A 19,090-nucleotide genomic window follows, 5' to 3' on the forward strand; every position below is an offset into this window, starting at 1 on the left:
AGTCGCTAGAGGATGTAGCGTCGCGCTCGAAGATACAAGAGGTTCACCATGGCTGCGACCAAACAACAGACCCGCTACCGCGTGGAAGGCATGGATTGCGCCGGTTGCGCCAGCAAAATCGGTACGGCCGTGCGGCGGATGCCTGGTGTTCAGGACATCAACGTATCCGTTTCGGCGGGCACTCTGACGGTCACTCATACTCCCGAAAGCAATCTCGGCGCGATCGAGAGGAAGGTCACCGGCCTCGGCTACGCCGTCGCTCCGCTGACCTCCAAGCCTGGGACGCCGGCGTCCGATCAATCCGACAACCATGCCGACGGAAGGCGCAATCACGACGAGAACGTAGCGGGGTTACATGATAACGATGATGCGCCGGCGTCGGAGCTATGGTGGGACAGCGCCAAGGGCCGCCTGGCCATCGCCAGCGGGGTCGCCTTGGCCGTGGCTTTCGCGATTGATTACGCCTGGCCTGCGACCGGCCCGTGGGCCTTCATCGCCGCAATGCTGCTCGGCCTGGCTCCGATCGCGCGCCGAGCGGCCATGGCCGCAGCGGCAGGCATTCCGTTCACAATCGAAATGCTGATGACTGTGGCGGCGGCCGGGGCCGTCATCATCGGTGCCGGCGAGGAAGCGGCGACGGTGGTCTTCTTGTTCCTGATCGGCGAGTTGCTCGAAGGGGTTGCGGCCGGCAAGGCACGGTCCAGTATTCAAGCGCTCACGACCCTCGTTCCCAAAACCGCGTTCGTCGAGAAAGACGGCCAGACCCGCGAGGTGCCGGCCGAAAGCCTGGCTGTGGGCGCCATCATCCTCGTGCGGCCGGGCGACCGGATTCCGGCTGACGGCGAGATCACCGAAGGCGGGAGCGCCATCGATGAATCACCCGTCTCCGGTGAAAGCGTGCCGGTGCGCAAGGACGTCGGCGACACGGTCTTTGCCGGCACTATCAACGGCGACGGCGTGCTGCGCGTCAAGGTGACGGCGACCGCCGCAGACAACACGATTGCACGCGTGATCAAGCTGGTCGAGGAGGCGCAGGAAAACAAGGCGCCGACCGAGCGCTTCATCGATCGCTTTTCGCGCTGGTACATGCCCGGCGTTGTCGCCGTCGCGGCGCTCGTGGCCGCCACACCGCCGCTGCTCTTGGGCGGCGATTGGAACGAATGGATATACAAGGGGCTGGCGCTGCTGCTCATCGGCTGCCCGTGCGCGCTGGTCATTTCAGTTCCGGCGGCGATCGCGGCGTCGCTTTCGGCCGGAGCCCGGCGCGGCCTGCTGATGAAAGGTGGGGCGGTGCTGGAAGGGCTCGCGACCATCACCGCCGTGGCGCTCGACAAGACCGGCACGCTGACGCTCGGCAAGCCGCAGGTCACCGATGTCGTTACGGTGGGTGCCAGTGAACGCGACATCCTTTCGCTCGCGGCAGCGCTTGAGATCGGCTCGAGCCATCCCCTCGCTTTGGCCATCCTCCAAAGGGCCAAAGCCGGCAACATTCCCGTGCCGCCTGCCGCCGAAGCCAAAGCGATCGGCGGTAAAGGGGTTATCGGTCGTGTCGGCGGCAAGAACCTGTTTCTGGGATCGCCAGTCGCGGCGGGCGAGATAAACCCGCTGCCAGCAAACCAGGCGGCGCGCATCGTGGCATTGAACGATGAAGGCAAGTCAGTGGCGGTGCTGCTTGTAGACAACGCGCTGGCCGGCTTCATTGCCATGCGCGACGAACCCCGGCCGGATGCTTTCGCCGGGCTAAAGGCGCTGACCAATGCAGGCATCAGGACAGTCATGCTAACCGGCGACAATAAGCGCACGGCGGCTGCCATCGGCAAACAGCTCGGCATCGAGGTGCGCGCCGAACTGCTCCCGGAGGACAAGCAGGGCATCCTCGGCGAGTTGAAGGGGCAGGGGCTTAGGGTAGCCAAGGTCGGCGATGGCATCAACGATGCGCCGGCACTTGCCGCGGCCGATGTCGGCATTGCCATGGGCGGCGGCACCGATGTGGCCCTTGAAACGGCTGACGCAGCGGTGCTGCATGGACGCGTCGGCGACGTTGCGGCCATGATCAGGCTGTCCCACGCAACCATGGCCAACATCAAGCAGAACGTCACCATTGCGTTGGGCCTGAAGGCAGTGTTCCTGGTGACGACGATCGCCGGCATCACCGGCCTCTGGCCCGCCATTCTCGCGGACACCGGGGCGACGGTGCTGGTGACGGCCAATTCCATGCGGCTGTTGCGTTGGAAAAGCAGCTGGTAAGAGCGACAACGGCATCATGCCAAGGGCAGACCATGCAGCAAGCCATCACGTCGGACGGCCTTCGCCGGGTGGTGCTTGTCGTCGCACTGCTGAACCTGGGTTATTTCGGCATTGAATTCGCCGTCGCGCTGGCGATCGGCTCGGTGTCGCTGTTCGCCGACAGCGTCGATTTTCTGGAAGATGCCTCGGTCAATCTCCTCATACTGCTCGCCATGGGATGGTCGCTGCGTGCCCGCTCGCGGGTCGGCATGGCGCTGGCGCTTATCCTGCTGGTGCCGGGCCTGGCGACGCTGTGGACCGCGTGGGAAAAGTTCAACATGCCGGTGCCGCCGCAGCCAACGGCTCTGACGCTGGCGGGGTTGGGCGCTCTCGCGGTCAATCTGTCATGCGCCTACATGTTGGCGCGCTACCGCCATCACAGCGGCAGTCTTACCAGGGCGGCATTCCTCTCGGCCCGCAACGATGCGGTCGCCAATGTTGCGATCATACTGGCCGGATTGGTGACGGCCTTCCTGTGGCGCTCGGCGTGGCCGGATCTGATCGTCGGCCTGGGAATCGCGGCACTGAATGCAGACGCGGCGCGCGAGGTCTGGGAGGCAGCTCGGGAAGAGCACCGGGCCATTTCGTGAACTCCAAAACGCTCAGCGCGCTGCCGATTGCCACTCCGCCAATGCAGCAGTCAGCCGGAAACCTGCGCGATCTCTAATATAATCGCACCCTTTCAAAGCGGGCGGAGGGAGAACCGCTCATAAGTAAAAATCGGAGGAAAACCATGAACAGCATGAGCCTCACCACATTTGGACGAAGTCGACCGGGTCGAAGCGGTGAAACGATGAACCGCTCAAGGCCACGCACGTCATCAAAAGGCCCGCGTCCCTGATGGAGGACGCGGGCCCGATTTTCGGCGGCATGCCCTAGGCAGGTATCAAGACGGCGATGCGGTGGATGCCGACCACCTTGCTGGTGTTGGCTGCCTCGTCGGTCTTGCCCTTGGAGCAGGTGTACACGTCACCTTCCTTGAGCTTGAATTCCTTGTCCGCCTTCTTGATCGTGAATTCACCGGCAGCAATGGTGCAGACCATGTCGTTGTCCATCACCATTTGAGGGGCGGCTGCTCCGGGCTGAAAGACTATATCGACAATTGAGATGCTCTTGTAAGCGGGGATATCGGAATTGCCGGTGCCGACCTCGACCAATCTGACGCCGGGGGCTATCTCCTTGCCTTCCTTCGGGCCGTATTTCTTGACCTTTGCAGCAGCCGCCAGCGTGAACAAAGGCGTTACCGCTGCCGCCGTCACGCCAAGCGCGATTGCAGACCTGCGATTTATGGTTTTCATCGCATCCTCCCATTTTATGTTTGGCCACGCACCAATGCGCATGACCACAATATATTAACACATATGCAGATAATTGCAGCACGGCGTTTCGGAGCTTCCGGGAGCGAACCGCCTCCCGGTCGAATGCGACCGAATAGCAAACAATTCCATGCTATGCTGACGAGCCATCAAACGGACGGCGGGGGATAGCAATGTTGGAAACGGACAAGGTATTCGCCGGCTCAATTCCGGAAAACTACGACCGCTATATGGTGCCGTTGATTTTCGAGCCGTTCGCCGCAGATCTTGCACGACGGGCAGCGTCCTTGTCGCCAAGCGCCGTTTTGGAAACCGCCGCGGGCACCGGGGTTGTCACCCGCGCATTGGCGCCAAAACTGTCGCCCGGTGCAAGCTATGTCGTAACCGACCTCAACCAGCCGATGCTCGACTACGCCGCTTCGCGGCAAGCTCCCGACGATCGCATCAAATGGCGTCAGGCGGATGCTCTGGCGCTACCGTTTGAAAATGCGGCCTTCGATCTCGTTTGTTGTCAGTTCGGCGCGATGTTCTTTCCCAACCGCTCATCTGCCTATCGCGAAGCCCGGCGAGTCCTGAAGCCCGGAGGACATTTTCTATTCAGCGTATGGGATCGCATCGAAGAGAATGTATTTGCGGACGATGTGACGAATGCCCTGGCGAGGATTTTTCCGAACGATCCGCCGCGCTTTCTGGCACGCACGCCGCATGGCTACCACGATACGGCACTGATCCGTAGCGAGCTGGAGGACGCAGGTTTTTCCGGTGCGGTGATCGAGACGAGAGCCGAACAAAGCCGTGCCTCCTCGCCGCGCCTTCCGGCCGTTGCTTATTGCCAGGGCACTCTCCTTCGCAATGAAATCGAGGCCAGAGAGGCGGGAAAACTGGACGCTGCAACCGACTATGCCGCAGCCGCCATTGCAGACAGGCATGGCAGCGGCAAGGTTGCCGCCAAAATCCAGGCTCACATAGTGGTGGCTGTGGCCTAGGTGTTGGATATCCCGCTCCGGCACTTGGCGACATTCAGCTGCTGCGCGGCAAACATCTTGCCGCTGTCCCGAATTCTCAGACGTTAATCGTTCATTCGCCGAGTGGCAGGTCGACAAGTGCCCGCTCGATAATCGCCGGTCTGATCGATCGCCGGGGCTTGATGGCGGCGGCTGCCGGCCGCAAGATTCTGGTCGGCCCGGCTTCACTTTCGCAGCCATGGCCGACTCCGCCCAGCAAGGTCTAGTCATTTCGCTTTCTTGACTCGGCCGACAAAAACGGGCAGCAAAGTCATCATTGGAGGGCAGTTTTGCCAACTATGCAGGTTTTGGAGGGCGTTTTTCGGTGTGACCGTCGCCCAATCGGCGGTCGGTAGAGGGATTGGTTAACCAACTTTGTCCATCTTTTGAATCAATCGGCAACAGACGCAAAGCGTGCTGGGGGCACCAGGCGAACTGTGAATGTCACGGCTGCGAAATCCGCTAGCCGGCATCGGCCGATTGAGAGTGGTTGAATGACGTTTGTAAGTGCGAAAACCCGGGGTGACAGTCCTGCAACTGGATTGACTTCGATGAGGCCCGGCCTACGCTGGGTCGCGGTTCCGGCCGTCGGCGCAGCCATTGCTTTATGGTCGGTGGCGACTTTGGCCGGCCTTTATTCAGTGGGAACCTCGCTCAGCGCCGCTTCCAACGGTCTCCCGCAAAGCCTGCTCGCGCCGCGCACCATCGCGCTTGCCGATCCTCGCCGCAGCCTTGCAAAGGCGCAGGCCCCGACATGGGCCGCGGCCAACGCGGCGCTGTCGGCCAAGCTGCTGCAGCACGGGTGCGATGCCAACTGCCTGCGGTCGGCGTCGAACTTCGTCCACCAGGGAAAATCGGCCCGCCTCAAGCGCAACACCGTGCCGCTTGTCGCCGATGCGTCGCGGCAATCGAGCTTCGACGACGTGGTGGCCAAAGCAGGGCTGTCGCCGCAAAAGCTTGCCGCCGCCTTTGCCCGTGCCGGCTCACCCGTCATGCTCGCAAGCCTGCCGGCCGACGCCCGGTTCGCCGAGCCGGTACGCATACCCGACCCGAACGGCCCGGCGTCGGTGCGCTTCGGGCCGGCGGTGGCGGAGATCGAACGCTCGTCGCGCCTGGCGCTGGCGCTGGCGAATACATTGCCGGAGCAGATGATCGATGTGCTCCCGGCCGCCATCGCGGCAAGCGAGCCCGCAGCCTCACAAGAGCTGCAAGAACCTGAGGTCCAGCTAGCCTCGCTGCCGCCGCAGGACGACATGTCCGACAGCATTCCGCTGCCGACGCTGCGTCCGCGGGCGGACATCGATAAGCCGGCCGAGGCGCCGCGGGCTCAAGCGTCAAGAGATCAGGCGCCAAAAGACCAGGCGCCAAAGGCCCAGGCGCAAAAGGATCAGGCATTGAAAACGGAGCCGCCCAAGGCGCAGGCCTCCAGGACCGCCAAGGCGAGCAAGGTGCAGACGGCCGACGCCCCGCCGGTCGAGACGCCCGGCAGCCTGTCGCCTCGCAATTCGTCACAAGCGGCAGTGCCGGCCGTGTCGGGCAAGCCGGGCAAACGGTCGAAGACGCAGGGCGGCGATATGCTGGCCTATGCCAAGCCCGACATGTCTTCCGGCGGTCTCGGCGGAGCCTTCAGGAACCTGTTCACCACGCCTAACCTGGGCAGCGGCGTCGCCGTCTACGACATCTCGGCCAAGACCGTCTACATGCCCGACGGCTCGCGGCTGGAGGCACATTCGGGACTGGGCGCGATGGTCGACCAGCCACGCTACGTCCACAAGAAGAATGTCGGCCCGACGCCGCCGGACACCTACAATCTGACGATGCGCGAATCGCGCTTCCACGGTGTCGAGGCGATCCGTCTGACGCCGGCCAGCGGCAGCAACAAATATGGCCGCGACGGCCTGCTCGCCCACACCTACATGCTGCGCGGCGGCCGCGCCGAATCGAATGGCTGCGTCGTCTTCAAGGACTATGCCCGCTTCCTCGCCGCCTACAAGAAAGGCAAGATCAAGCGCCTTGTCGTCGTGCCGCGCCTGTCGAAGCCGCTGACACGCGTCGCCCAAGAGGGGCGAGGGGCGTAGATTGCTCGCGGCAGCCCTTCATGGCTTCGTCATCCCAGGGCGGAGCGAACGCGAAGCGGAGCGCAGACCCTGGGATCCATGCCGTTACGTCAGCCGAAGAATGCAACGACGCAGATTGAAAGCCGTTCTGTAGCGATCCCTTTCACCTCCTGTCCTTCCCGCATCAAAAAGTCCCGCCCGTTGCAGCGCGGAGAGGTCACGGCATGGATCCCAGGGTCTTCGCGACGTCGCTTCGCGCCTGCTCCGCCCTGGGATGACGAAGCTGGGGAGGTTTGGCCAATCTCGAAGGTTTTCATTCCCGGCCGAGGATATTATGACTGACCCGTAAGGGCGGCTCCAGCTTCAAACAATCGCGAGGACATCATGACAATACACGCTGTCGTCTGGGGCGAGAATATTCATGAGCGGACCAACGAGGTGGTCGCGGGCATCTATCCCGAGGGCATGCATGCGACGATCGCCAATGCACTGAAGCTCGACCCGGAGATTTCGGTGTCGTGGGCGACGCTGGAGCAGAAGGAGCATGGGCTGCCGGCCGACCGTCTGGCCGAGACCGATGTCTTGCTGTGGTGGGGGCACAAGGACCATGGCGCCGTCGCCGACGAAGTGGTCGAGCGCGTGGCGCGCCGCGTCTGGGAAGGCATGGGGCTGATCGTTCTCCATTCCGGCCATTTCTCGAAAATCTTCAAGAAGCTGATGGGCACGCCCTGCACGCTGAAATGGCGCGAGGCGGGCGAGCGCGAACGGCTTTGGGTGACCAGCCCCAACCACCCTATTGCTGCCGGGATCGGCGAGTATTTCGAGCTCGAGAACGAGGAGATGTATGGCGAGCAGTTCGCCGTGCCGGAGCCGCTGGAGACCGTCTTCATCTCGTGGTTCCAGGGCGGCGAAGTGTTCCGGTCGGGGCTGACCTATCGCCGCGGCGCCGGTAACATCTTCTATTTCAGGCCCGGCCACGAGACCTATCCGACCTATCACGACGCCAACGTCCACAAGGTGCTGCGCAATGCGGTGAGATGGGCGCACAACCCGCAAGGCTCCAATCCGGCCATCCTCGATGCGCCGAACGTGCCGGTGGAAAAGGCGCTCGAGCCGATCGTCGAGCGCGGCGGAAAACTTCATTCCGCGGGCGAAGCCGGCTTTCGCTAGACCAAATCCATGATCGAACAAGAAGATAAAGCCCTGTCCTAAGGATAAGAATCATGCGCCTCTTGATACTCGGCACCGGTTGGATGGCGGAGGAGCACGCCAGGCAGTTCGGCAAGATCGAGGGCGTCGAACTGATCGGCGCCGTCGATCTCGACCGTACGCGTGTCGACAAATTTTCGGACATCTACGGTATCCCCAACCGGTTCGCGTCGCTGGACGAGGCGCTGGCGTGGGGCAAGTTCGACGCGGTGGCGAACGTGACGCCCGATCGCATCCACCATCCGACCACCATGATGCTGATCGCGGCGGGCAAGCCGGTGCTGTGCGAGAAACCGCTGGCCGAAAACTTCGAGAAGGCCAGTGAGATGGCCGATGCCGCCGAGCGGGCCGGCATCATCAACATGGTCAACCTGACCTATCGCAACGTCGCGCCGCTGCAGAGGGCGCGCGCCATGGTGCTGGCCGGCGAGATCGGCACGGTCAGGCATGTCGAGGCGTCCTATCTGCAGAGCTGGCTGATATCCAAATTCTGGGGCGACTGGCGCACCGATCCGAAATGGCTGTGGCGGCTGTCGCGCGGCCACGGCTCAAATGGCGTGCTGGGCGACGTCGGCATCCACATTCTCGATTTCGCCAGCTATGGCGCGGCGCTCGACATCGACCATGTGTTCTGCCGCCTGAGATCCTTCGACAAGGCGCCCGGCAACCGGATCGGCGAATACGAGCTCGACGCCAACGACAGTTTCACCATGGCGCTCGATTTCAGCAATGGCGCCTTCGGCGTCGTCCATGCCAGCCGCTGGGCAACCGGCCATCTGAACGAACTCCGCCTGCGCATCTACGGCGACAAGGGCGGCATCGAAGTCGTGCACAATCTGACCGGCTCGGAGCTGAAGGCCTGCATCGGCGAGGATGTCGAGAACGCCAAATGGCAAGTTCTGGACGCCGGAACGGTACCGACCAACTACCAGCGCTTCGTCGATGCGGTCCGCAACGGCGTCCAGGCCGAACCGTCATTCCGCCATGCGGCCGAATTGCAGAAGGTGCTCGACCTCGCAGTCGTGTCGGATGAGAAGCGGGCCGAATTGAGCACCGATACGCAGTGATATCGTTCAGGGAATCGTGAGAGGAGCCAGCCATGATCACGCGGCGCGCCGAATGTTCCTGCGGTCAGCTGTCAGCCACCTGCTCGGGCGAGCCGGTACGCGTCTCGCTCTGCCATTGCTTGGCCTGCAAGCGACGCACCGGCAGCGCGTTCAGCTTCAACGCGCGGTTTTTGGACGGTGACGTTTCTGTCCAGGGCCGCTCTGCGGAGTTCACGCGCATTGGCGACGAGGGCGGCCGCGTCATCTACAGCTTCTGCCCGATTGCGGCACCACCGTCCATTACCGGATCGACACTCAGCCCGGTCTGACCGCCATCCCGGTGGGCGCTTTCGCGGACCCTGCGTTCCCGCCGCCCTTCCTGTCCTTCTACCACGAGAACCGGCGCTGCCAGTGGGTCGAGGTCCGAACCGAACCTTTGGCGACGTTCGGCTGAAGCCGCCGGCCACAGCCGGCTGACGTTTTAGGTCAAAACCCAATCATTCTGAACGACCGAGTTCGACCCGGTCCGACCGTACAAGGCATTTCAGGCGACGAAGTCGATCCATCACCGTGCGTGGCTCGATCGCGCCAAAACAAGGCATTGTGCGTCGGCTGAGCACGCTCCATCACACTTGCGCTCAACGGGGCACGACAAGTGCCGACGGTCCAATTGATCGCTGATAGTTAATACGTGCTGGCCATGCTAGAATTTAGCGTCCCCGACGCGGTTAAAATCGGGGAATTGCGACCGGTTGACGGCGCGGGAGGTCGACGGACAAACCACGAACAGACCACAGGGAGGAAGCAATGTTTCGGACACCAGTTCATCTTGCATTCTTGACAGCGTCGATTGTTGCCCTGCCATCTTACGCGGCCATGGCCGATGACACACAGATCGCACGCGGCGAATATCTGGTTACGATTGCCGGCTGCAGCGACTGTCACACATCCGGTTACTTCTTCGGGAAGCCCGACATGTCGCACTTCCTTGGCGGTTCAGATGTGGGCTTCGAGATTCCTGGCCTTGGTGTCTTTGTCGGCCGTAATATCACGCCTGACAAGGAGACCGGTATCGGAAGCTGGACCCCGGAGCAGATCGTCACCGCGATCCAGACCGGCGAACGGCCGGACGGCCGCATCCTGGCGCCGATCATGCCTTGGCGCGATTTTGCGCATCTCACCGCGGATGACGCCATGGCGATCGCGGCATTCCTCCAAAGTGTGAAGCCGGTCAGCCACCAGGTTCCCGGCCCGTTCAAACCCGGGGAAGCGGTGTCGACCTTCATGATGCGGATTATGCCGCCGGGGGAAACCGCAGCCGCTGCAACGAAGTAGGGCGGCTTTGATCGGAATGAGATTTTTCGCCGAATAATGGGTGAATGTCCGCCTTGGAGATGGTGAGGCCGATGCTGGAACGGCAGAAATGGGTCGATCGAGCCGTTGCGCGAGGGGAGCTTTGAGAAGCGCCATGAATGTCGCGATATTGGCGCTACCTACTCGTTCCCGTCGACGAGACGAATGGCAGCATTCCACCCTTCCCGGTCCTCGGCGGCGGACGCGATGAACGGCTCGATTGAGCCCGAAACCAACTTCTGTCACATCGGTAATCTGGCGCCACCTCCTCGGCAAGATATGTGCTATTCTGAGACTATGCCCGCGCCCTCCGACCGATCACCCGACAAGTTGCCGGAAGACGGTGCAGTTGCATCGGATCCGTATGCGGAGCTAGCCAATCGCGGCGATTGGTCCAGGCTTCACCGCGAACTGTCAGACAGAGACCGCTGCAGTGAACTTGACGGCGCCGAGCTCCAGCGCCTCGGGGAAGCCGCCTACATGCTTGGGCGCGAGGAGGAATTCGTTCGGGACTACGAGAGGGCCTTCGAAGAGCATCTCCGGAACGGACGCGAACGATCCGCAGCGCGTTGCGGCTTCTGGATCGGGCTCACCCTGATGTTTCGCGGTGAATTCGCCCAAGGCAGCGGATGGCTGACCCGCGCCAACCGGCTGGTCGAGGACCATACGCAGGAATGTGCAGAACACGGTTACCTTCAGCTCCCAATGGTCGAACAACGCCTCGCCGCCGACAGTCCGGACGAAGCATTCGCGCACGCAACACGTGCCGCGGAGATCGGACAGCGCTGCGAAGATCCGGACCTCTTGGCTATCGCGCGCCATCTTCAGGGCCGGATATTGATCCTGCGCGGCGACTATGTGCGCGGCTTCGAACTGCTGGACGAGGCGATGGTTTCGGTCACCTCGGGCCGGCTCTCACCGATCGTTACCGGGCTGGTCTACTGTAGCGTGATCGAGATCTGTCAGAAATTTCATGCCACGGGTCGTGCGAGGGAATGGACATCGGCGCTGGTCGGATGGTGCGCGGGACAGCCCGACATCGTTGCCTTCACCGGCAGATGCCTGATCCACCGAGCCGAAATCCTGATCCTCGACGGCCACTGGGACGAGGCCGGCCGCGAGGCCGGTGTCGCCAGCATCCGCCTTCAGCAGGGGCCCTCGAAGCACCACGCGGGTCCGGCATTCTACCAGAAGGGCGAGGTATTTCGCCTCCGCGGCCAATGGGACGAGGCCGATGCCGCCTATCGCGCAGCGAGCAGGCTCGGGTTCGATCCGCAGCCGGGGCTGGCGCTTATGCGATTGCAGCAGGGGCACGAGCAGCCGGCCCTTTCGGCGATCCGCCGCGCACTGCAGTCCGTCGACGACATGCCGGGCAAACTCCGCCTCTTGCCGGCTGCGGTGGAAATCACTCTCGCTGTCGGTTCGGCCGATGACGCTTGGGAGCTGTGCGAAACACTGCACGACTGCGCGCGCCAATATTCCGCGGATGCAGTCCGCGCCGCAGCCGCCGAGGCTACCGCGCGGGTGCTGATCCATGCTGGTCGAGCCGCGGAGGCATTGGCCCATATCCGGCGCGCGGTAGCGATCCTCTGGGAGCTTCGGGCGCCCTATCATCTTGCCCGGATGCGAGTGCTGACAGCGCGGGCCTGTCTCGCAACCGGCGATACTGAAGCGGCGCGGACCGAACTGGACGAAGCGATAAGACTTTTCCGCGAGCTCGGCGCGCGCCCCGACGAGGCCGTTGCCGGCAAGCTGCGGGTCACCATGACGGCGATAGGCAGCGAAGTTCTCACCCCCAGACAGACGCAGGTTCTGCGCCTGATCGCGTCAGGCCTGACCAACCCGGAAGTTGCCGGCGAGCTCGGTCTGAGCCAGCGGACGGTAGACCGTCACGTTAGCGATATCCTGACGCGGCTGAACGTGCGCACGCGCGCGGCAGCCACGGCCTATGCGGTCGAGCACGCCCTGATCGGCATGGACGTGTTTGGGTAATCCTACCCAAGCCAAAATTTCTCGTTGCGTGGGTACTTACGCCGAAGCGGGCAACCGTGGCGCGGGTCTAAACCTCATGGCGTGGTAAAGGCCGCAGGAGGTTTTCCCGATGCAAACGAATAATAACAACATGAGCGGGCCGGGCGGTGTCTGGCTCGCCACCGGAACGCTGCTGCTGGCGGCTGCGCTCGTCTTTCACGGGCCACCGGACGCGGATTTGTCTGTTCAGATGCAGAATATCGCCGAGGGCCATGGGCGATGGGCTACGGTCCATTGGACGGCGGCAGCGGCGCTGTTCCTGATCGCCGGCGCTTCGTTCCTGAACCTGGCGCTCAACCCCCGGGTCCGGCATTCGCCGATGCTGAGTTCTGCCTGGATGGTGATGGCTCTCGGCGCCCTGACCACGTTCTCCACCGCAGTCGCCGAGGCATCGGTGGTCGCGGTCGCGGCGGACCGGGGTGACACCAGCGCCTTCATGACCTGGTGGGCGTTTTCCGGCGGCATGGGTAACGGATTCTGGGCGCTCGCCCTGGCGACAGCGCTTGTCGCGTATCACGACGCCCGCGATGACGTCGGGATACTGCCCCGATGGGCCGCGATCGTCGGCTCGGCGTTCGGTATCCTTTCGGCAACCGGGTGGACACTCGGTGAGCAGCTCGGGATCGGCATCGGAGGTCCGATCTGGCTGATTTCCTCGCTTCTCATGTGCCTGTGGCTCGCGTGGTACGGGCTGTCCTCAAGGAGCCTCCGGTCGGGCAAGCCACAGCGCAAAGCGCCTGATCCAGCATCATCGTAAGACAGGAGGAAAAAATGTCCCTTCAAACGAAGGAAATCGAAGCGACGATCCACGACGTCCACGAATTCTTCACCGACTGGGTGACGGGCCGATGCCGTGGCGACGGTGCGACGTTCAAGAAGAACGCGCTCGACCGGATCAGCGAAGATCTGGTCGCCATCATGCCAGGCGGCAGGGCGTTCGGGAAAAAAGACTTCGCAGGTTACATGAAGAGCATCTACGGATCGAATCCGGCCTTCCGTATCAAGATACGCGACATCCGGATCAGCCATCAAAGCGCCGACCTGGCGGTCGTGAACTACCACGAATGGCAACGCGACGCGAAGGACTCCGATCAACCGAACAATGGCCGGGTCACGACGATGGTGGTCCGCGATCGCGGCTACAGCCGGGGGCCCGAGATCTTGCAAGTTCATGAAACTTGGCTCCCAGCCGATGTCGTTCAGTCCGCGGATTTCGCGTTCTGAGAAGCGTCGGTCCGAAACGGGCAGAGAAAGGAATTGCGCTGGCGGGACCATCGGCTCTGCCGGCGCCATCGAGCCGGAACTGTGCTTCTTTCAGCCCGTCGGCTGGGTCGAGATCAGCGCCGACCCTCTGGCGACGTTTGGCTGAAGACGCCGGCCACGGCCGGCTGACGTTTTAGGTCAAAACCCAATCATTCTGAACGACCGAGTTGAACCCTCTGCAGACCTCTCGGCATGCTGTGTAAACCACGTCCGTTAGTTGATATTGAGGGCCAGGGACTCGGCCGCTATATTGAAAGCGTGATGCGCTTTCTCTAATTCGCAAGTTGCTTCTTCCGCCTGCCTGCTCGCTATTAACAATATTCTTGTCCGATTTTTTCGTTTGGGAGGCCGGCATGTCAGGATTGTAATCAATCAATTAGAGCGCCTAAAGACGGCGAAAGGGGAAGAGCTTTTGACTGCGGATCGGTTAGAGGATGGAAAGATTGCTAACGTAGCTCCACCGCCTATCCCGAGTGACAAGCGCATTAAGATTGAGCGTGGCGACAGAGCTGTGACCAAGGTCACGGTGCGCGAGTCCTAAGGTCGATTTCCACTCATCTCGGTCGCAGCCGGCAGTCAGCTAATTGAGTTGTTAGCCCTAATGCCGCAGGATCTTGCTCAGGAAGGCGCGGCTGCGGTCGGTCTTCGGGTTGGAGAAGAACTCGTCCGGGGTGCCGCTCTCGACAATGGCGCCGGCGTCCATGAACACAACGCGCTGGGCGACCTTGCGGGCAAAGCCCATTTCGTGCGTCACCACCATCATGGTCATGCCTTCCTCGGCCACCGCGACCATGACGTCGAGCACTTCGGAGATCATCTCGGGATCGAGGGCCGAGGTCGGCTCGTCGAACAGCATGATCTTGGGGCGCATGCCGAGGCAGCGGGCGATCGCCACGCGCTGCTGCTGGCCACCAGACAGCTGCGCCGGATAGGCGTTCACCTTGTCGGCGAGGCCGACCTTGGCGAGCAATTCGCGCCCGGCCTTCTCGGCTTCAGCGCGCGGGATCTTGCGGACATGGATCGGCGCCAGGGTGACGTTCTCGAGCGCCGTCTTGTGCGGGTAGAGGTTGAACGACTGGAAGACGAAGCCGATCTCGGTGCGCAGCCGCGTCATGTTGGTGGCGGGGTCGCCGAGGCGCTGGCCGTCGACCGTCAGGTCGCCGTCGCGGATCGTCTCCAGCCCATTGATGCAGCGGATCAAGGTGCTCTTGCCCGAGCCGCTCGGGCCGCAGACGACGACCACTTCGCGAGGCTCGACGCTCAGCGTGATATCCCTGAGCACGTTGAGCTGGCCGAACCATTTGTTGACGCCGCGAAATTCGATCATGCCGGTGCCATTTTTGCTGGGGTTCGACATCACAATTGCACCTCGCCATGCGCCGCGCCGATACGTTGCTCCAGCCGGCGGGCCAGCATGATCAGGGGGTAGCAGACGATGAAGTAACCGAGCCCGACGAGGAAGAAGACCAGCAGCCCATTGGGTACACGCTGCACCACCAGCCAGCCGACGCGGGTGAGGTCGGTGAGGCCGATGGCCGAGACGACCGAGGAATCCTTGATCAGCAGCACACATTGCCCGACCAGCGGCGGCAGCACGATGCGCATCGCCTGCGGCAGCACCACCTGGCGCATGCGCTGCCAGCGCGACAGGCCGGACGCAAGTGCTGCCTCGACCTGGCCGGTCGGCACCGAGCGGATGCCGGCGACGACGATCTCGCAGATGAAGCAGGCGGCCAGGTTGGTCAGCGCGATGATGCCGGCGGTGAAGGCGTCGAGCTCGATGCCGAGTTCCGGCAGGATGAAGAAGATCAGGAAGATCTGCACCAGGAACGGCGTGCCGCGGATCAGGTCGACCCAGGCACCGATCGCGCCGCTGATCAGCCGGTTGCCGCCGGTGCGCAGGATGCCGAGGCCGAAGCCGAGCAGCGTGCCCAGCACCAGGCTGATCAGCGACAGCACCACGGTCATGCCGAGGCCGCGCAGCGCCAGGGGATAGCTGCCGGCGACGCTTTGCAGCTGCTGCCAGATCATGTCCGTGCCCCCGCCAGGCCGAGCCAGCGCCCGGAGAGCGCCGCCAGACCCTTCAGCCCGTAATAGAGCAGCAGGTAGAAGGCGGCGATGGTGATGAAACCCTCGGCCGGCATGAAGCGGTCGGAGGCGAGCAATTGTCCGGCGCGCGTCAATTCGGCGACCGAGATCAGCGACAGTAGGGCGGAATCCTTGACCAGCACGATCGCCTGGCCGAGCAGCGGCGGGATCGTCACCTTGAACGCCTGCGGCAGGATGACGAGGCGCATGCGCTGGACATAGGTCATGCCCGAAGCGACGCCGGCCTCCACCTGGCCGCGCGGGATCGACAGGATGCCGGCGCGGATGATCTCGGCGACGTAGGCGCCGCTGTTCAGCGACAGGGCTAAGATGCCGACGACGAGCTCGGGCAGGACGAAGCCGAGCCGCGGCAGGCCGAAATAGAGGAAATAAAGCTGCGCCAGCAGCGGCGTGGCGCGCACCGCGTCGATATAGGCCTTGGCCGGGACGCGGAACAGCCGGCCGCGCTGCAGGTTCATGGCGGCGAGCACGATGCCGACGGCGAGCGCGCCGGCAAAGGAGAGGACAGACAGCCACACGGTCGTGACGAGGCCCTGCCCGAACAGGGGCAGATATTCGACGATGGTGCGGAAGCTGAAGTTTTCGAGCATGGTGGGGCGGTGAATGTGAATAGTGAATGGTGAATAGTGAATAGTGAATAGTGAGTAGTGAGTAGTGAGTAGTGAGTAGTGAGTAAGGCGTACGCGAGTAGCGAGTAGCGAGTAGCGAGTAGCGAGTAGCTCTTCTCTGCTCCCTATTCCCTACTCACTATTCACCATTCACCATTCACCATTCACTCTACTCAGTGATCCTTCTTCCAGGCGTCGGAATTCACCCAGTAATCGAGGTTCTTCTGCAGGCGGCCGTCGAGGCTGACCTGGTCGAGGAACAGGTTCATCCAGACCAGCAGGTCCTGCTCGTCATAGCGCGTGGCGAAGGCCAGCGGCTCCTTCGACAGCATGTCCGGCATGATGATGAAGCTGCCGGCCGGGTAAGCGGTTGACTGGCCCTTGACCGCCGAGACGTCGTTGACGCCGCAATCGGCCTGGCCGTTGTTGACGGCGTCGAGCAGCAGCGGGCCGCCGCCCTTGTAGCTCTTGATATCGGCATCGGGGAAGGCGGCCTTGGCTTCCTTCTCGCCGGTGGCGCCGAGTAGCACCGCGATCTTGGTGCCCTTGGCCTTGCAGTCCTCGGTGGACTTGAAGGCGGTCCCAGCCTTGGTGAAGACTGTGCTGCCCGTGTACATGTAAGGCTTGGTGAAGGCGACCTTCATTCCACGCGCCAGTGTCGGGGTCATGTCGGCGACCAGAAGATCGGCCTTGCCCGACAGCAGCGCCGGGATCAGGCCGTCCCAGTCGAAGTCGAGGAAGGTGATCTTGACGCCCATTTCCTTGGCCATCAGTTCGGCGAGTTCGACCGAACTGCCGGTGCGTTCGCCGGCGGCACCCACCAGCGAGAAGGGCGGGCCTTGCGTCTGCACCGCAACGCGCAACTCACCGCGCTTGGTAATCTCGTCGAGCGTTCCCGCACTGGCGGCAGCGGTAAGGCCGGCGAGCGCAAGTCCGGCGATGAAAAGCTTGGCAATGTTCATTTGGGCATTCCTCCTTGTTGTCGTTTGTTGTTCCACTTGTCGTTTCACCCCCTTGGGGTGCCTTTTGAGCGGCGGCGCCGTTGCCGGCGGCAACCACCGTTCGAAAATCTTCAATCCCAGCTCACCGTTTCGGCGACATTGATGCCGCGCTTGGCCAGCTCATCGAGGAAGCGGCCATCCGGCACATGCAGCAGCGGGTTGAGCAGGCCGGGCGCGGCGATCTCGCGCCGTGCCAGCATCTGCGCCACGATGCTGGCGGGATAGCCGACGCCAAGGCTCATGCCGAACAGGCCGGAGGCGAGGTCGCGCTCGATGACCAGCTCTGAGGTCACCGTCTTGCGGCGGCCGCCTTCGCTGCCGACAAAGACGTTGCGCATGACGCAAAGGTCCTTTTCGTCCGCGCCATATTGCAGTTGCGGGCCAAGCAGCCGGCCGAGGAATTCGCGTGGGCTGACGCCGGTGCCGGGCACCTTGTCCTCGGACAGGAAGCCGAGCTGCTTCAGCGGCGCCCAGAACGCCGACCAGCCGGGCCAGCGCAGCGAATAGCGGCCGGAGCGCTGCAGTCCCTTGGCGGCGGCGAGCATGCCGGCATAATGCGGCGCGTCGCCATTGGGGAAGGCTTCCAGCCTGCCCAGCCCCGCCACCTCGATCTCGTGGATGAAACGATTGTCGTGCTGGCGGGCGGCCGGCACATCGACCCGCTTGCCGTCCTCGACCAGCACGCTGTCGCGATTCTGGCTGGCCAGAACCATGTCGAAATTCCAGCTCACCTTGTAGCGCAGCGGCTCGACCACCGCTTTCGGCTCGGGAATGCCGCCGCAGTAGGAATCGATCGCGGTGATGGTGTCGAACTGGCTTGCGGCGCGCGCGTAGAGCACAAGGTCGATGCCGGGGTCGAGCCCGCATTCGGTCACGATCGAAACGCCGGCCTTTTCGGCCTCGGGCGCGAGGTCGCCGATGGCCTTGCCGTAATTGGTGGTGACCAGCGGCGTGCGCGTGGCGATCGCCGCCTGCACCGCCTCGCGCATCAGCGGTTGCGGCAACAGGTCGATGACCGCGTCGACGTCCTTCATCACATCGGCCAATGCTGGGCCGATCGCGCCCTCCGGCACGACGAAACGCACCCGGGCAAGGTCGGTCAGGCCGCCAAGTCGCGCAGCGCCGTCGGTTGCGGTGTCGAGGCAGACCACTTGCTCGACGCCGTCGCTGGCAACGAGGTCGGCGATCGCCGCCCGGCCTTGCAGGCCGAGGCCGCCGAGAACCGCGATCTTCATGCCATTTCCTTCCGCGTCTCGTCCGACCAGCAGCCTTCCGGCAGGCTGACCCATTTGTTGCAGGACGCCATGACGACGAAGGTTTCGCTGCGCACGACCTCGCCCGGCTCGCCGGCGCCGGGGATCAACTCGCTGGTGACGCGGTAGAGATCGGCGACATCGCCGGCCACGGTCACGTCGACGATGATGTCGAAGCGCCCGGTGACGACGGCGGCCGAGTTCACGAAAGGCAGTTCGGAGATGCGCTGCGCCAGTTCTCGTGCCCGGCCGCGCCCTTGCGCATTGATGCCGACGATCGCCGAGATCAGTTCGGGGCGTTCGGTCAGGTTGAGCAGCCCGACGATCTTGAGCAGGTTGCGGTCGAGCAGGTTGCGCAGCCGCATGCGCACCGTCGGCACCGAGATCGCCATCTTCTCGGCGAGGCGGTTGACGCCAAGCTGCGCATCTTGCGACAGCAGCTTGACCAGTCGCCGGTCGGTCTGATCGAGATGTTCCCGCAAACGCTCAGGCTTTCATAAATGGAAAGAAACGATCGTATTTTCTTTCTTATATGAAAATACCTTATGAGAGAT

The 19,090-nt window shown here is 63.0% G+C and carries 18 protein-coding genes; 11 read left to right on the forward strand and 7 right to left on the reverse strand.

The features are described from left to right. Positions 1 to 48 precede the first annotated feature (48 nt). Both NKI52_RS21660 and NKI52_RS21665 read left to right on the forward strand, forming a co-directional pair. Entirely contained in the window at positions 49 to 2,247 is a 2,199-nt protein-coding gene (locus tag NKI52_RS21660) for a heavy metal translocating P-type ATPase (RefSeq protein ID WP_352699462.1), read from the forward strand. 32 nt (positions 2,248 to 2,279) lie between these two features. Further along, entirely contained in the window at positions 2,280 to 2,876 is a 597-nt protein-coding gene (locus NKI52_RS21665) for a cation efflux transmembrane domain-containing protein (RefSeq protein ID WP_352645553.1), read from the forward strand. A gap of 285 nt (positions 2,877 to 3,161) precedes the next feature. On the opposite strand, the gene NKI52_RS21670 is transcribed toward NKI52_RS21665, so the two are convergent. Then, positions 3,162 to 3,584, reverse strand: coding sequence for a cupin domain-containing protein (locus NKI52_RS21670; RefSeq protein ID WP_031211929.1), 423 nt, complete (start codon positions 3,582 to 3,584; stop codon positions 3,162 to 3,164). Positions 3,585 to 3,775: 191 nt separating this feature from the next. Here NKI52_RS21670 and NKI52_RS21675 point away from each other — a divergent pair, with 191 nt between their 5' ends. From NKI52_RS21675 to NKI52_RS21715, 9 genes are all read left to right on the forward strand, one after another. Beyond that, positions 3,776 to 4,588, forward strand: a complete 813-nt coding sequence (locus NKI52_RS21675) for a class I SAM-dependent methyltransferase (RefSeq protein ID WP_352699464.1) — start codon at positions 3,776 to 3,778, stop codon at positions 4,586 to 4,588. 569 nt (positions 4,589 to 5,157) lie between these two features. Beyond that, on the forward strand, positions 5,158 to 6,684 hold the full coding sequence (locus NKI52_RS21680; RefSeq protein WP_352699466.1) for a DUF2778 domain-containing protein: 1,527 nt from the start codon (positions 5,158 to 5,160) through the stop codon (positions 6,682 to 6,684). 363 nt (positions 6,685 to 7,047) lie between these two features. Continuing rightward, positions 7,048 to 7,833: a ThuA domain-containing protein gene (locus tag NKI52_RS21685; RefSeq protein ID WP_352569096.1), complete on the forward strand. Its 786-nt coding sequence runs from the start codon at positions 7,048 to 7,050 to the stop codon at positions 7,831 to 7,833. Positions 7,834 to 7,886: 53 nt separating this feature from the next. Further along, positions 7,887 to 8,939 carry a Gfo/Idh/MocA family protein gene (locus NKI52_RS21690; protein WP_352569097.1) on the forward strand — a complete coding sequence of 351 codons (1,053 nt, stop codon included), beginning with the start codon at positions 7,887 to 7,889 and terminating at the stop codon, positions 8,937 to 8,939. 32 nt (positions 8,940 to 8,971) lie between these two features. Continuing rightward, positions 8,972 to 9,247, forward strand: a complete 276-nt coding sequence (locus NKI52_RS21695) for a GFA family protein (protein WP_352569098.1) — start codon at positions 8,972 to 8,974, stop codon at positions 9,245 to 9,247. 478 nt (positions 9,248 to 9,725) lie between these two features. Then, complete coding sequence (locus NKI52_RS21700) at positions 9,726 to 10,253, forward strand: c-type cytochrome (RefSeq protein WP_031211934.1); 528 nt, start codon at positions 9,726 to 9,728, stop codon at positions 10,251 to 10,253. A 105-nt stretch (positions 10,254 to 10,358) separates the two neighbouring features. After that, entirely contained in the window at positions 10,359 to 12,263 is a 1,905-nt protein-coding gene (locus NKI52_RS21705; protein WP_352699468.1) for a LuxR C-terminal-related transcriptional regulator, read from the forward strand. 109 nt (positions 12,264 to 12,372) lie between these two features. Further along, positions 12,373 to 13,059 (forward strand): hypothetical protein, encoded by a 687-nt coding sequence (locus NKI52_RS21710; protein WP_352569100.1) that lies wholly within the window; start codon positions 12,373 to 12,375, stop codon positions 13,057 to 13,059. 14 nt (positions 13,060 to 13,073) lie between these two features. Continuing rightward, entirely contained in the window at positions 13,074 to 13,526 is a 453-nt protein-coding gene (locus tag NKI52_RS21715; protein WP_352699470.1) for a nuclear transport factor 2 family protein, read from the forward strand. A 637-nt stretch (positions 13,527 to 14,163) separates the two neighbouring features. Here NKI52_RS21715 and NKI52_RS21720 read toward each other — a convergent pair. The 6 genes from NKI52_RS21720 to NKI52_RS21745 form a co-directional block, all read right to left on the reverse strand. Beyond that, positions 14,164 to 14,892, reverse strand: a complete 729-nt coding sequence (locus tag NKI52_RS21720) for an amino acid ABC transporter ATP-binding protein (RefSeq protein ID WP_352744094.1) — start codon at positions 14,890 to 14,892, stop codon at positions 14,164 to 14,166. 29 nt (positions 14,893 to 14,921) lie between these two features. Next, positions 14,922 to 15,596 (reverse strand): amino acid ABC transporter permease, encoded by a 675-nt coding sequence (locus NKI52_RS21725; protein WP_352699472.1) that lies wholly within the window; start codon positions 15,594 to 15,596, stop codon positions 14,922 to 14,924. Continuing rightward, on the reverse strand, positions 15,593 to 16,264 hold the full coding sequence (locus NKI52_RS21730) for an amino acid ABC transporter permease (RefSeq protein ID WP_023720609.1): 672 nt from the start codon (positions 16,262 to 16,264) through the stop codon (positions 15,593 to 15,595). Before NKI52_RS21730 ends, NKI52_RS21725 begins: the two co-directional genes overlap by 4 nt. A gap of 191 nt (positions 16,265 to 16,455) precedes the next feature. Further along, the gene (locus NKI52_RS21735; protein WP_352587204.1) at positions 16,456 to 17,244 is read right to left on the reverse strand and encodes an ABC transporter substrate-binding protein; all 789 of its coding nucleotides are present in this window, start codon (positions 17,242 to 17,244) and stop codon (positions 16,456 to 16,458) included. Positions 17,245 to 17,354: 110 nt separating this feature from the next. Further along, positions 17,355 to 18,518 (reverse strand): saccharopine dehydrogenase family protein, encoded by a 1,164-nt coding sequence (locus NKI52_RS21740; RefSeq protein WP_352699474.1) that lies wholly within the window; start codon positions 18,516 to 18,518, stop codon positions 17,355 to 17,357. Next, positions 18,515 to 19,018 (reverse strand): Lrp/AsnC family transcriptional regulator, encoded by a 504-nt coding sequence (locus NKI52_RS21745; RefSeq protein ID WP_023677254.1) that lies wholly within the window; start codon positions 19,016 to 19,018, stop codon positions 18,515 to 18,517. Before NKI52_RS21745 ends, NKI52_RS21740 begins: the two co-directional genes overlap by 4 nt. Between the last annotated feature and the right edge of the window lie 72 nt (positions 19,019 to 19,090).

The organism is Mesorhizobium sp. M0590 (genome assembly GCF_040320905.1).
Lineage (GTDB): Bacteria > Pseudomonadota > Alphaproteobacteria > Rhizobiales > Rhizobiaceae > Mesorhizobium.

Bases quoted from the DNA above. Each gene is read 5' to 3' on its own strand.
- NKI52_RS21690 (WP_352569097.1), top strand. From the start codon at position 7,887: ATGCGCCTCTTGATACTCGGCACCGGTTGGATGGCGGAGGAGCACGCC.
- NKI52_RS21660 (WP_352699462.1), top strand. From the start codon at position 49: ATGGCTGCGACCAAACAACAGACCCGCTACCGCGTGGAAGGCATGGAT.
- NKI52_RS21665 (WP_352645553.1), top strand. From the start codon at position 2,280: ATGCAGCAAGCCATCACGTCGGACGGCCTTCGCCGGGTGGTGCTTGTC.
- NKI52_RS21695 (WP_352569098.1), top strand. From the start codon at position 8,972: ATGATCACGCGGCGCGCCGAATGTTCCTGCGGTCAGCTGTCAGCCACC.
- NKI52_RS21700 (WP_031211934.1), top strand. From the start codon at position 9,726: ATGTTTCGGACACCAGTTCATCTTGCATTCTTGACAGCGTCGATTGTT.
- NKI52_RS21735 (WP_352587204.1), bottom strand. From the start codon at position 17,244: ATGAACATTGCCAAGCTTTTCATCGCCGGACTTGCGCTCGCCGGCCTT.
- NKI52_RS21715 (WP_352699470.1), top strand. From the start codon at position 13,074: ATGTCCCTTCAAACGAAGGAAATCGAAGCGACGATCCACGACGTCCAC.
- NKI52_RS21685 (WP_352569096.1), top strand. From the start codon at position 7,048: ATGACAATACACGCTGTCGTCTGGGGCGAGAATATTCATGAGCGGACC.
- NKI52_RS21680 (WP_352699466.1), top strand. From the start codon at position 5,158: ATGAGGCCCGGCCTACGCTGGGTCGCGGTTCCGGCCGTCGGCGCAGCC.
- NKI52_RS21670 (WP_031211929.1), bottom strand. From the start codon at position 3,584: ATGAAAACCATAAATCGCAGGTCTGCAATCGCGCTTGGCGTGACGGCG.
- NKI52_RS21725 (WP_352699472.1), bottom strand. From the start codon at position 15,596: ATGATCTGGCAGCAGCTGCAAAGCGTCGCCGGCAGCTATCCCCTGGCG.
- NKI52_RS21730 (WP_023720609.1), bottom strand. From the start codon at position 16,264: ATGCTCGAAAACTTCAGCTTCCGCACCATCGTCGAATATCTGCCCCTG.
- NKI52_RS21675 (WP_352699464.1), top strand. From the start codon at position 3,776: ATGTTGGAAACGGACAAGGTATTCGCCGGCTCAATTCCGGAAAACTAC.
- NKI52_RS21710 (WP_352569100.1), top strand. From the start codon at position 12,373: ATGCAAACGAATAATAACAACATGAGCGGGCCGGGCGGTGTCTGGCTC.
- NKI52_RS21740 (WP_352699474.1), bottom strand. From the start codon at position 18,518: ATGAAGATCGCGGTTCTCGGCGGCCTCGGCCTGCAAGGCCGGGCGGCG.
- NKI52_RS21720 (WP_352744094.1), bottom strand. From the start codon at position 14,892: ATGATCGAATTTCGCGGCGTCAACAAATGGTTCGGCCAGCTCAACGTG.